Below are 13,265 nucleotides of genomic sequence, written 5' to 3'. Positions count from 1 at the left end.
TCTGCAGCGGCATGATCCAGTTCGTGAAGCCGGCGAACAGCGGCGTCGCGAACATCAGCAGCATGATCGTGCCGTGCATCGTGAACGCCTGGTTGTACTGCTCGTTGGAGATGATCTGAATCCCCGGCCGGGCGAGTTCGGCGCGCATCAGCAGCGCCATCACACCGCCGATCAGGAAGAACGCGAACGAGGTGGTCAGATACAGGGTGCCGATGGTCTTGTGGTCGGTGGTCGTCAGCCACTTCACCACGACATTGCCGGGTTGCTCGCGCCTGACCGGCAGCTCGCTCTCGTAAGAGTCCTCGGATGCCGTGGCACCACGAGGTTCGTTGCGCATGCTCAAGGCGGTTTGCTCCCCAGCTGACAGTGGTCCGACGGCTCTCGTCTGCCGGCCATCCTCGCTGTTGGAAGCGAGGGCCTACGCCCTGAGCGGCCACTGTTCAACCGATCGCTTTGGTATCCAACTCGAATACAGTAAGCACCGGACAGCGGCCGGAACGTCCAAGGCCGGACGTTCGGAGACCAGTTCGATGGCGGTGACGGGCCGACCGGCCGCCACCTGAACAGGGACCCTGCGGCGCCCCTTCGTGAGCAGGCGCGCGGGCGACCACCGGCCCTGCCGCCCCAACTATGCGCACGAGCCGGAGAACGTCCACATCGCTCACGCCCACGACGAGTGGCACGGCAATCACCTGTATCCGGAATCGGTGGACGATCCGGCCGCGCGGTGAAGAGGTCCGTCCGGATCGGGTTGCTGTGGGGCGGGACCGCCACCAGCCGGTGTCCACTGAGCGGGGCATCGGGGCATCGAGGCATGGGGCGTCCTGCTGTTCCGGTTCCCACATGGGGCCCTGGCCGTGCTCCACGGAGTGAACCGCTTCACCATCACCCCGGGCCCCGCGTCGCCGGGGCCCCGCGGTTTCGCGGCACCCGGTCATCCCGGCCTGCGACCGACGAGGACGGCGGCCGGGTCCCGGGGGACGGATGGCGGGTCGCGACGGCTGGGGGCAGGCTGGAGAGGTGTGGTGCGCCCATGGCGCGGTGCGGAAAGCGGCCGTGCGGCGTACGTGACCGGTGCGGGCCCGTGTGGTCGTGGAGCCGGGCATCAGCGGAGGTGATTCGGCCATGAGACGGCGAGAACGCCTCCTTGCCGTGAGCGCGAACAGCGCGGTGTCCGAATGGAGCCGGGAGGTCGGAAGCCTGCTCGGGACACCTGCCGCCGGCACCGTGGGACGTACTGCCGCCGTCCGCCGCGCCGAGCGAGCGGGCCGGACACGGGGCCCCAGGAGACGGCGGCTGACCCGGGGAGGTGCGGGTGGCCGGGAACCGCGGCGGTGAAGTCGGCGACGAGTTCGGTTCGGCGCTGTTGGAGGCTCTGTTCACGCAGGCGCCGGTCGGACTGCTGATCGTGGACACCGACCTCCGCATCCAACGGGTCAACGCCCTCTCCCGCGGCGACTGCGGTACCGCGGTCGAAGGTCTGCTCGGCCAACCGGTGACCGAGGCCCTCAGTACGACCAGTCCCGAAGGCGTGGAGACGATGGCGCGCTCCGTGCTGAGCACCGGCGTACCGGTCCTCGACCGTCTCGTGCGGGGTCGTCCGACCGCCGAAACCGGCGCCGAGTATGTCCACTCGGTCTCCGTGTTCCGCCTCCAGGACAGCGACGGCCATGTACTGGGCGCTGTGGTTTCCCTGACGGACGTCACCGGACACGAGCGCGAGCGGGCACGCGCGGCCGTGCGCGACGCGGCCCGGAAGCGGATCGGCAGCTCTCTCGATGCGATCACGACCTGCCGCGAACTCGCGGACGTGGCCGTACCCGGGTTCGCCGACGCGGTGGTGCTGGATGTGCTGGACACGGTGATCCGTGGGAACGAACCCCCGCTCGGGCCGCTCTTCGGCGACGAGCCGATGCAGCGCACCGCCTTCAGGTCGGCGACGGGCCGACCGGGGGCGTTCGTGGCGGGCGGGACCAGCCGTTTTCCGTATCCCACGCCCTATACACAGAGTCTCAGCGATCTCGAACCCCGCCTGGTCACGCTGGACGAGACCACCTCGTGGCTGGCCGCGGACCCGGAACGGGGCCGGGTGCTGCGTGAGGCCGGGGTCCATTGCATGATCGTCACCCCCATCGCGCTGCGCGGAGCGGTGCTCGGCATCGCCGGTTTCTACCGCTCCGCGCGCCCCGACCCCTTCACCGCGGACGACGTGGTTCTCGCGGGGGAACTGGTGACCTTCACCGCCGTATGTCTGGACAACGCCCGCAGGTTCACCCGCGAGCACACCATCGCCCTCACCCTGCAACGCCACCTCCTGCCGCAGGGCAACGTCTCCCAGACGGCCGCCGAGGTCGCCCACTTCCACCGGCCGGCGGAGGTGAGCGGAGGCTGGTTCGACGCCATTCCGCTGTCCAGTGCCAGGCTGGCCCTCACCGTGGGCGAGGTGGCCGGACACAGCATCCACACGGCCACCACCATGGGCCAGCTGCGTACGGCGATCAACGCGCTCGCCGCACTGGATCTGGATCCTGACGAACTCCTCGCCCGCCTCAACGACACGATGATCCGTCTCGCGGCGGAACGGTCCGCCCTGCCGCCCGCGGACCCGATGCGCGACGAACCGCTGAGAGCCGCCTGCACGTACGTGGTCTACGACCCGCTCGACGGTGAGTGCACGATGGCATGCGCCGACTACCCCCCTCCGGTACTCGTCCGCCCGGACGGCACCAGCGCGATTCCCGACGTCCCCCGTGGCCCGTCCCTGGGCGACGATGAGGAGCCCTTCGCCGCAGCCCGGACACGGCTTGCCGAAGGCAGCATCGTCGCGCTGCACAACGACGGGTTTCTCGAGGCCTACCGCGCCACCTCACTCGAAACGGCCCGTGACCGCCTGCGCAAGGTGCTCTCCGACCACGAGCGCTCCCTGAACGAACTGCGTGACGACGCCGTCTACTCCATCCGCGCCGCCGATCGCCCCGAGGGCGACGCGGTCCTGCTGCTGGCCCGCACCCGGATTCTCGGCGAGGACCAGGTCGCCACCTGGACCGTCCTCCCACGCCCCGAAGAGGTGGCCCTGGCCCGGGACCGAGCGATACGGCAACTCGCCGACTGGAATCTCTCCGACAGTTCCCTCGCCACCGAGATCATCGTCAGTGAGCTGGTCACCAACGCCATCCGCTACGGCGCTCCACCCGTACAACTGCGTCTCATCAAAGACCGGTTCCTCACCTGCGAGGTCTCGGACTCCAGCCCGGCCGCACCCCACCTCCGGCATGCCCGGAACCTCGACGAAGGCGGCCGCGGCCTGTTCATCGTCGCTCAGCTCGCTCAGCACTGGGGTACCCGGTACACCGGATCCGGCAAGATCATCTGGACTGAACAGCCGCTCTCCCAACCCCTTGTGCAGCAGTCCGAGTGACGAACTCGCCGACTCCGCGGCGGACGCCGAGACGCGGCAGACGAGTGACTCCTCCCGCCGGGAGGCGGGCCGGGGTGTGCCGGCGAGGAGTTCTCGGTGCGAGCGTCGTGAACGTCATCCGGGACGCCATTCCGCAACCGGCAGACCACTTCCGCAGGCGATCGCCGCGTGATCCGCACGAGGGAGCCCCTCAGCAAGACGCATACTCGCGCAAGAACTTGCGCTCTTTGCGTTAACTTGCGTTGTGTGGCGCAAGGTCTCGACGGGCGTGGCCCGACGCCGGGGGCGAGCGTCGCGGGCTCGGGTGAAGGTGGGCCCACGGGGGATGTTCGGGACACTCTCGCTCTGTCAAGTGCGCTACCCGCAACGGAAGTAGTGCGCGGGCCCCGTCTCGCCTTCGGGTCCCCCCGGGGCGCGTTCATTGCCCTGCTCATCGGCCTGAGGGCTGCCCGCATCACACCTCCACCACTGAGGCGCGGGTGCGGTCGGTGAAACTTGTGGCGTCCTGACAGTAGACGGACTCACAGGGCTCTGCAATATTGCGATGAAAGAACGCAAGAAGCTGCGCACTCATATTCGCGTGGAGATCACACATCTCTGCGCGGGCAGCTCCTTCGGTCCTGTCGTACCGCGCCACCGCTCTGCCCAGGAACGAGCCGACCTCGCCGCCCCCTCCGGCGCGCGAACCTCCGCAGGGAGTGACCTCGCATGACTCGACACAAGCCCAGATCCTGGAGACGGCGCGCAGCCACCGCTGCGCTCGCCTCCACCGTCATGGTGCTAGGCATGCCCGCCATCGGCGCCCACGCGGCCGGCGGCCCCAACGCCGCCGCGGACGCCGCGACCAAGGCCGGCAGCGCCCTCCGCGCTCACGCGGCCGCCGACGTCACCGACGGCGACACCGACACCTACTGGCAGGCCGGAAAGAAGTCGGCCCAGTGGGTGCAGACCGACCTCGGCCGGACGAAGCGCGTCCGCCAGGTCGTGCTCCGTCTGCCCGAAGCCTGGCAGACCCGTAAGCAGACGCTGGCGCTTCAGGGCAGCGCCGACGGAAAGAGCTTCGCCACGCTCAAGTCGTCTGCGCAGTACGTCTTCAGCCCCGGCAACGGCAACACGGTGAAGGTCTCCTTCCCCGCGACTCTCGCCCGCTACGTACGGGCCGACTTCAGCAGGAACTCGGTGGCCTCCACCGCCCAGCTCTCCGAGATGCAGGTCCTCACGACCGCCGCCTCGACCCCCAACCTTGCCCAGGGCAAGCCCTTCAGCGAGAGCGGGCACGCCGACGTCTACGGCGCGGCCAACGCCGGTGACGGCAACCGGGCCACCTACTGGGAGAGTACGAACAACGCGTTCCCGCAGTGGCTCCAGGTCGACCTCGGGTCCTCGGTCAAGGTGAACCAGGTGGCCCTGCGGCTGCCCACTGGATGGCCGAGCCGCAGTCAGACGCTCAAGATCCAGGGATCCACCGACAACCAGAACTTCACCGATCTGACGGCATCGAAGGCGTACACCTTCGACAGCGGCAGCGACCAGTCGGCGACCATCAGCTTCGACACCACCACGACGCGGTACGTACGCGTGCTGATCACCGCCAACACCGGCTGGCCGGCGGGGCAGTTGTCCGAACTCGAGGTCTACGGACCGGCGACCGGCGACACCCAGGCTCCCACCGCGCCGTCGAACCTGAGCTACACCGAGCCGGCCACCGGGCAGATCAAGCTGACGTGGGGCGCCGCGAGCGACGACACGGGCGTCACCGGCTACGACATCTACGCCAACGGCCAACTGCGGGCGACCGTCGCCGGGAACGTGCTGACGTACACCGACACCCAGCCGGCCGGCACCGACATCACGTACTTCGTGCGTGCCAAGGACGCCGCGGGCAACGTCTCCTCCAACAGCAACAGCGTCACCCGCAAGGGATCGGGCGGCGACACCCAGGCCCCCACGGCGCCCGGCAACCTCGCCTACACACAGTCCGGCAGCGACGTGAAGCTCACCTGGCAGGCGTCGAGCGACAACGTCAAGGTCACCGGCTACGACGTCTACGCCAACGACCAGCTCGTCAAGTCCGTCACGGGTGACGTGCTGACGTACACCGACACCCCGTCGGCCGCGGCCACGGTCACCTACTACGTCAAGGCGAAGGACGCCGCCGGGAACGTGTCCGTGCCGAGCAACAGCGTCACCAGGCCTGGCTCGGGTGGCGGCTCCAACCTGGCCCAGGGCAAACCCATCGAGGCCTCCTCGTACACCTTCACGTACGTCGCCGCCAACGCCAACGACGGTCTGACGAGCACCTATTGGGAGAGCGGGGGTGGCGCCTACCCGGCCACTCTCACCACCAAGCTGGGCGCCAACGCCGATCTGAGCCAGATCGTCGTCAAACTCAGTCCGGACGCGGCCTGGTCGACGCGCACACAGAACATCCAGGTACTCGGTCGCGACCAGGACGCAACGACGTTCGCCAGCCTCGCGGCGGCGAAGGACTACACGTTCTCGCCGGCGAGCGGCAACACGGTGACCATCCCGGTCTCCGGCTCCGCCGCCGACATCCAGCTCAAGTTCACCTCCAACACCGGTGCTCCGGGCGCGCAGGTCGCCGAGTTCCAGGTCATCGGCATCCCTGCCGCCAACCCGGACCTCAAGGTCACCGGCATCACGAACGCGCCCGCGGCTCCCGTCGAGTCGGACGCCGTCAGCCTCACCGCGACCGTGACCAACAGCGGCACCAAGGCGGCCAAGGCCACCGACCTGAACTTCACCCTCGGGGGAACGAAGGTCGCCACGGCGGACGTCCCCGCCCTCGCGGCGGGTGAGACGAAGACGGTCACCGCGAGCATCGGCGCCCGGGACGCGGGCAGTTACCCGGTCGGCGCCGAGGTGGACCCGTCGAACAAGGTCATCGAGCAGAACGACGCGAACAACGTCTTCACCCGCTCGGACGCCCTCGTCGTCAAGCCCGTCTCCAGCTCCGACCTGGTCGCAGCGCCGGTCTCCTGGACTCCCTCCAGCGCCTCGGCGGGTGACGACGTCAAGTTCACCGTCGCGATCAAGAACCAGGGCACGACGGGCTCGGCCTCCGGTGCCCACGGCGTCACCCTGACGATCCAGGACTCCAAGGGCGCCACCGTCAAGACGCTCAGCGGCTCCTACAATGGCGTCATCGCCTCGGGCCAGACGACGGCTCCGGTCAGCCTCGGTTCGTGGACGGGCGTCAACGGCAAGTACACCGTGAAGACGGTCATCGCCGACGACGCCAACGAACTGCCGGTCAAGCGGGCCAACAACACCACCACGCAGTCCCTGTTCGTCGGCCGCGGCGCCGACATGCCGTACGACATGTACGAGGCCGAGGACGGCACGGTCGGGGGCGGCGCCAAGGTCGTCGGCCCGAACCGGACCATCGGCGACGCGGCCGGAGAGGCGAGCGGCCGCAAGGCGGTGACCCTCAACGGGACCGGCCAGTACGTCGAGTGGACCACCCGCGCGGCGACCAACAGCCTGGTGACCCGCTTCTCGATCCCGGACGGCACCGACACGACACTCAACGTCTACGTGGACGGCCAGTTCCTCAAGGCGATCGACCTCACCTCGAAGTACGCCTGGCTGTACGGCAACGAGACCGCGCCCGGCAACTCGCCCGGCTCCGGTGCACCGCGCCACATCTACGACGAGGCGAACCTGCTGCTCGGCAAGACCGTGCCCGCCGGTTCCAAGATCCGGCTCCAGAAGGACGCCGCCAACAGCGCCAGCTACTACGACATCGACTTCGTCAACACCGAGCAGGCGACCGCCGCCGCGAACCCGGACCCGGCCGCCTACACGGTTCCGGCCGGCTTCGCGCACCAGGACGTGCAGAACGCGCTCGACAAGGTCCGCATGGACACCACGGGCAAGCTCGTCGGCGTCTACCTGCCCGCCGGTGACTACGAGACCTCCAGCAAGTTCCAGGTCTACGGCAAGGCGGTCCAGGTCGTCGGCGCCGGACCGTGGTTCACCCGCTTCCACGCTCCCTCCTCGCAGGAGAACACCGACGTCGGCTTCCGGGCCGAGGCGAGCGCCAAGGGATCGACGTTCGCCGGCTTCTCCTACTTCGGCAACTACACGTCCCGGATCGACGGCCCGGGCAAGGTGTTCGACTTCTCCAACGTCTCCGACATCACCATCGACAACATCTGGGTCGAGCACATGGTGTGCCTCTACTGGGGCGCCAACACCGACAACATGACCATCAAGAACTCCCGCATCCGTGACACGTTCGCCGACGGCATCAACATGACGAACGGTTCCACGGACAACCACGTGGTCAACAACGACGCCCGCGCCACGGGCGACGACAGCTTCGCGCTCTTCTCGGCGATCGACTCCGGCGGCGCCGACGAGAAGAACAACCTCTACGAGAACCTGACATCGACGCTCACCTGGAGAGCGGCAGGCATCGCCGTCTACGGCGGCTACGCCAACACCTTCCGCAACATCCGTGTCGCCGACACCCTGGTCTACTCCGGTATCACGATCTCCTCGCTGGACTTCGGCTACCCGATGAACGGTTTCGGGACCGACCCCACGACGATCGAGAACGTGTCCCTGGACAGGACGGGCGGCCACTTCTGGGGCTCGCAGGTCTTCCCCGCCATCTGGGCGTTCTCGGCCTCCAAGGTATTCCAGGGTATACGGGTCAACGATGTGGACATCGACGACTCCACCTACGGAGGCGTGATGTTCCAGACCAACTACGTCGGTGGCCAGCCGCAGTTCCCGGTGAAGGACACGATCTTCACCGACATCTCCATCACCAACTCCAAGAAGAGCGGGGACGCCTTCGACGCCAAGTCCGGATTCGGCATCTGGGCCAACGAGCTGCCGGAGCCCGGTCAGGGTCCCGCCGTCGGCGAAGCCACCTTCCGCAACCTGCGGATGAGCGGCAACGCCCAGGACATCCGCAACACGACCAGCACGTTCAAGATCAATACCGAGTGAGTTCCGGACAGTGACGAACGGTACGGGGCCTCCCTCAGCGAGGGCGGCCCCGTACTGTCGTGTCCGAGGAGACGGAACTCGCCGACGGCGCCACCGGACCCTTCGGCAGGTGCCGCTGTTGCCGTTCTGCCCCAGGAGCCGGGCGATCGCGGCGCCGCTCGAGCAGGTGTTCTCCTGGTCGCGGGGCTACGCCGCTCTGCGTATGGCGCCGGGTGACGGCGGGCCGCCACCCTGAGATCCGGCGCGCCACGGAACGTCCATGGGCGTCATTCACGGGGAGTCCTTCATGCGCCACGTCTGCCCTCGTCCTGTCCGCCTCGCCGCTTTGCCCGTCGCCACGCTGCTGCTCGCACTCGCCTCACTGGTCGCCTGCGAGGACACCGACGGCGGGTCACCCGCACCGGCCACCGTCTCCCCGACGTCCCACGACAAGCCGAGCCCGACCGCCGCGAAAGGTATCGTCCCCGATCTCACCGGACTCACCGTCGCCGACGCACGCGACCGACTCGCGGAACTGGATTACGGCATGGCCTTCACCGACGACTCCGAAATCGGCGACGACTCCCTCAAGGTGACAGCCCAGTCCCCGGCCCCCGACTCCGAGCTGAAGACCGGCGCCACGGTGACGATCACCGTCCCTGGCCACTGAGCCGCCCCACCCCTTCGGCGAAACGTCAGGCCGCGCAGACACAGGCACCGCGGCGACCGGTACGACGACCCGCGGTACGACGACCCGCGGTACGACGACCCGCGGTACGACCGCCCGCGGTGCGACTGCCCCGGGACGACAACAGGCCGACATTCTGGGACGATTCGCCCGCGTCTTTTCCGTAGCGCAGCAGACAGAGCCTGAACGCACGCGCGGGAGGTCACCGAACCCGGAGCCGGGCGGGCGTCCCCAGCCGCGCATGCCGCCGCTGGGTTGCCCGATCAAAAGTGGATGTCCGTGATCTGAGCCGAGTCCGCGTCGACCCAGCCATGGGGACCGAGCCAGACGCAGACGGCTCCGGCCAGACCCAGCGGGATGACCAGGCCGCCGGTCGCGGCGCACTCCGCCGCTGTGACCGGGGTTCGGGCGGCGGCCTGGGCCGTTCCCCCGAGCCCGAACGTCAGCACCAGGGCCGCGAGGGTGGTTGCCGTGGCAGCCGATGCCACAAGTCGAGATCGCATGTCCTTCTCCTCCTCCGCGGCGGTCCGTCCACCGCAAGGGGAGGCTAGCCCGGCCAACTCCAGGAAATTTCTAGAGGTTTTCCGCGTAACGGCCTTGCACCATAAGGGAAATGGGCCGTCCCGTATCGATGCCTCGGGCGCGGGCGGATTCGGCGGAGCGATTCAGCCCCGGGTCAGATTCTGGAGGCCGATCACGCGCAGCAGTTCCAGCCGCTCGTAGGATCTGCCGCCCGGACGGGCCGTGTGGACGATCAGCCGTTGGTCGTGTTCCGGGTTCAGCAGTACCTCGCAGTCCAGCTCCAGCAGGCCGACGACCGGATGCAGGAAGCGTTTGACGTCGGTGCGGCGTACGGCGACGTGGTGGGCGTCCCACAGCGCCGCGAACTCCTCGCTGTGGGCGCGGAGCCGTCGTACGAGCGCTGCCAGGCGCACGTCGTCGGGGCGGCGGGCGTAGGTGGCGCGCAGATCCGCCACGGACGTGCGGGCGGCGCGGTCACGGTCCTCGGCAGGGAACAGCTCGCGCGCGGACGGGTCCGTGAAATAGCGCCAGACGACGTTGCGCTCCGCCTCGGGTCGGGCGGACGCGTCACCGTGGAGCGCCTTGGCCATCGCGTTCTGCGCGAGGACGTCACCGCGGTCGCTCATCACCTGGGCGGGAATGTCGGTCATCCGGTCGAGGACGAGAAGCAGGCCGGGGCGTACGTGGTCCGTGGTCGGCCGGTGGCGTGGAGGCTCCTCGCCGGCCAGATGGAAGAGGTGGTCCCGTTCGTCGCCGGTCAGTCGCAGCGCGCGGGCGACGGCGGCGAGCATCTGGCGGGACGGGCGTGAGCCCCTCGCCTGCTCCAGTCGCGTGTAGTGGTCCGTGGACATGCCCGCCAACTGCGCCACCTCCTCGCGGCGCAGCCCCGGTGTGCGTCGCCGTACGCCCTGCGAGAGCCCCACGTCGGCGGGGGCAAGCCGGGTACGGCAGTGACGCAGGAAGTCGGCGAGTTCGGTTCTGTCCACGCCTCCACCATGCCTCGGGACGCCGGGCGCAGCCAGGGACCGGCCGTCCCCGGATGAGGAGGTCTCTCCCGCCGGGGTCCGTACTGCCGCACGCTGGAGACCGGCTCGGCGGACGGGCGCGTCCCGCACGGGTGACGGGACGAGCGCCGAAGAGACGTCACGTGCCACCTGCCGTATCCACACGACGGCTATATCCGGCCCGTGTATTCATCGGCGCTCCCGCATACGCAGATCTTCCTACGACGAAAGGGAAATTTCCCATGCGATATCGCACGCTCGGCCGGACCGGAATCAAGGTCAGCCCCTTTGCGCTCGGCGCGTTGATGTTCGCCACGTCCGTCGGCAACCCCGACCCCGACGAATCGGCTCGCATCATCCATAAGGCGCTGGACGCGGGAATCAACCTCGTCGACACCGCCGACGCCTACGGCGACTCCGAAGAGGTCGTCGGCAAGGCGCTCAAGGGGCGACGGGACCATGTCGTCCTCGCGACCAAGGTGAGCCGCCCGATGGGTGACGATCCGAATCAGCAGGGCGCCTCGCGGCGTTGGATCGTGACCGCGGTCGAGAACTCGCTGCGCCGCCTACAGACCGATCACATCGACCTTTACCAGATTCACCGGCCGGACCCCACCACGGACATCGAGGAGACGCTCTCCGCTCTTTCCCATCTGATCCAGAGCGGGAAAGTCCGTGCGGTGGGGACGTCCACGATGCAGGCGTCCGACATCGTCGAGGCCCAGTGGGTGGCCGAGCGGCGTGGTCTGGAACGCTTCCGCACAGAGCAACCGCCGTACTCGCTTCTCAACCGGGGTATCGAACGCGAGGTCCTGCCGGTCGCCCAGCGGTGGGGGATGGGCACGCTGGTGTGGGGGCCGCTCGGGCAGGGACTGCTCACCGGGCGCGTCCGCAGGGGTCGGCCGAACCAGCTCCGGCGCGCCGGCTTCTTCCAGCACCTCAACGACGAGCGCCGCCTCGACGCCGTCGAGCGGTTCATCTCGCTGGCCGACGAGGTGGGCCTGCCGCTGACCCACCTCGCCATGGCGTTCGCGATCACCCATCCCGGCGTGACCAGCGCGATCGTCGGGCCGCGGACGATGAGCCACCTCGACGACCTGCTCGCCGGCATCGACGTGGCTCTCACCAACGACCTCCTCGACCGGATCGACGGGATCGTCCCACCAGGCACCGACATCGGTACGCTCGACCAGGCGTACGTGCCTCCGGCTCTTCAGCAGGTGAGCCTCCGCCGTCGTCCCGTCGGCGAGCGCACCGCCGCCTGAAGGCAGGAGCTTTCAGGGAGACAGAACGGCTCCGGCGGTCAGGGGCAGGAACTGGAACTCTGTCCCTGAATGTGCGCGTCGGCGTTGTCCGCCGACTTCACCCAGGCAGCCGACGTACCCCTGCGGTCATAGGTCCTCGTGAAGTCGGGGGCGAGGTCGATGATGAACTTGACCTTGTAGCAGTAACCGGCGTCGATCCGCAGTGTGTCCCAGTCCTCGCTGTAGGGCGTGTGACCGCCTCCGGAGGACAGGTAGTACGTCTTCTGGGCGACGTTGTCGCTGGAACACGTGGGCTGCGTCGTCGTCATGTCACCGGTCGAATTCCCGCCAAGACACCAGTTCTTGAGGGCGGTGGCGCCCAGCGAGGAGTCGTTGACCTGTGACGAGCAGCCGGCGATGGAACAACTGGCCCCGGCGAAAGCGGCCGGGGCGGGTCCGCCGACGAAGACAGCGGCGAGGGCAGCGGTCACCGCGATGGCTCTGCTGCGCCGGGACACGACGAATCTGCGATCAGACATGCCGAGAGACCCTTTCTGTAGCTGTCATGGACATGAGAAACATAGCGGCAGGCGACGGACTCCTGAAGTGAAACGACCGCATTCACGTCGGAGAATCGTCCGGCGGCGCCGTGCGGGGATGACGCGCTCGCGTCGGATCCTCCGACCGCGGCGAGTGGCCGGTTCGTTGACGTCCGCACCGGCCGGACTTCGAGGAGCTTTCGCCGGTGACGACGGTGATCGCCCATCGGGCCTGCGAGTTCGCTCGCCTCAGGGGAGGGCATTCTCCCGCTATCGGTGAGGCAGGCGAAAAATAGGTGCGTCAAATCACCGTCTTGGAAGAGCAAGTGCTCCGCCCCCGGCTACCGGCAACCTTGACTTCTCTCCAAAGGCGGTCCCGGCGAGATCAGTTGATCACGTGACTTCGACCTTCGTGGCGGGAGCATCCTGTGAGACCGGGAGTGCACGTCCCAGGCGGGCGAGCGGGGACAAGGCCATCAGTACGGGGGAGAGTGTCATGCCCGCGGCCGTGACCAGGAGGCTGGTACGCACATCCCACTCCTGCGCGAGATATCCGCCGAGCAGCGAGCCGAGTGGGGTCAGCCCCATGCCGACGAACGCGATCGTAGCGGCCGCGCGGCCTTGCATACCGTCCGGGGTGACGGCCTGCCGGACGGCCATGACCGTGACGGACACCAACTGGTTGGAGGTCCCGAACACGAAGTTGATCGCGAGCAGTGCGGGAACCGTGACCGCGGACGAGCCGTGCACCGCGGGCGCGCACAGGAACACGCTGTCGCCGAGTGCCGCCGCGGACACCAGCACCGCGCCGTGGCCGAACCGGCTCGGCAGGCGGCCGGCCAGCACGGAGCCCAGGAGCGCGCCCGGCCGCATCGCCGCGAGCGCCAG

Annotated in this window: 10 protein-coding genes; 5 read left to right on the top strand and 5 right to left on the bottom strand. The window is 68.4% G+C overall.

Annotation, left to right across the window (positions count from 1 at the left end):
• A partial coding sequence (locus ABZV34_RS34530) for a cbb3-type cytochrome c oxidase subunit I (protein ID WP_351725867.1) occupies positions 1-343 on the bottom strand: 343 nt, incomplete at its 3' end.
• A 244-nt stretch (positions 344-587) separates the two neighbouring features.
• On the opposite strand from ABZV34_RS34530, the gene ABZV34_RS34525 reads away from it, so the two are divergent.
• The 4 genes from ABZV34_RS34525 to ABZV34_RS34510 all read left to right on the top strand — a co-directional run bounded on the left by ABZV34_RS34525 (position 588) and on the right by ABZV34_RS34510 (position 9,050).
• Positions 588-731 (top strand): hypothetical protein, encoded by a 144-nt coding sequence (locus tag ABZV34_RS34525; protein WP_356285679.1) that lies wholly within the window; start codon positions 588-590, stop codon positions 729-731.
• A 584-nt stretch (positions 732-1,315) separates the two neighbouring features.
• A complete protein-coding gene (locus ABZV34_RS34520; RefSeq protein WP_356285676.1) occupies positions 1,316-3,418 on the top strand; it encodes a SpoIIE family protein phosphatase in 2,103 nt (700 codons plus the stop codon).
• Positions 3,419-4,126: 708 nt separating this feature from the next.
• Entirely contained in the window at positions 4,127-8,401 is a 4,275-nt protein-coding gene (locus tag ABZV34_RS34515) for a discoidin domain-containing protein (protein WP_356285673.1), read from the top strand.
• Positions 8,402-8,660: 259 nt separating this feature from the next.
• Positions 8,661-9,050 carry a PASTA domain-containing protein gene (locus tag ABZV34_RS34510; RefSeq protein ID WP_356285670.1) on the top strand — a complete coding sequence of 130 codons (390 nt, stop codon included), beginning with the start codon at positions 8,661-8,663 and terminating at the stop codon, positions 9,048-9,050.
• Between the two features lie 281 nt (positions 9,051-9,331).
• Here the strand turns inward: ABZV34_RS34510 and ABZV34_RS34505 are convergent, their stop codons facing one another.
• Together ABZV34_RS34505 and ABZV34_RS34500 are read right to left on the bottom strand one after the other, a co-directional pair.
• Positions 9,332-9,571, bottom strand: a complete 240-nt coding sequence (locus ABZV34_RS34505) for a hypothetical protein (RefSeq protein ID WP_356285667.1) — start codon at positions 9,569-9,571, stop codon at positions 9,332-9,334.
• A gap of 162 nt (positions 9,572-9,733) precedes the next feature.
• On the bottom strand, positions 9,734-10,576 hold the full coding sequence (locus ABZV34_RS34500) for a helix-turn-helix transcriptional regulator (protein WP_356285664.1): 843 nt from the start codon (positions 10,574-10,576) through the stop codon (positions 9,734-9,736).
• A gap of 260 nt (positions 10,577-10,836) precedes the next feature.
• On the opposite strand from ABZV34_RS34500, the gene ABZV34_RS34495 reads away from it, so the two are divergent.
• Positions 10,837-11,859, top strand: coding sequence for an aldo/keto reductase (locus tag ABZV34_RS34495; RefSeq protein WP_356285661.1), 1,023 nt, complete (start codon positions 10,837-10,839; stop codon positions 11,857-11,859).
• Positions 11,860-11,897: 38 nt separating this feature from the next.
• Here ABZV34_RS34495 and ABZV34_RS34490 read toward each other — a convergent pair whose 3' ends face one another.
• The gene (locus tag ABZV34_RS34490) at positions 11,898-12,377 is read right to left on the bottom strand and encodes a hypothetical protein (protein ID WP_356285658.1); all 480 of its coding nucleotides are present in this window, start codon (positions 12,375-12,377) and stop codon (positions 11,898-11,900) included.
• Positions 12,378-12,770: 393 nt separating this feature from the next.
• Positions 12,771-13,265, bottom strand: a 495-nt coding sequence (locus ABZV34_RS34485; RefSeq protein WP_356285655.1) for an MFS transporter, incomplete at its 5' end; no start/stop codon positions are given.

This window comes from Streptomyces sp. NPDC005195, from assembly GCF_040608315.1.
GTDB lineage: Bacteria > Actinomycetota > Actinomycetes > Streptomycetales > Streptomycetaceae > Streptomyces > Streptomyces kaempferi.
This window is presented reverse-complemented; position numbering and strand designations above follow the sequence as displayed.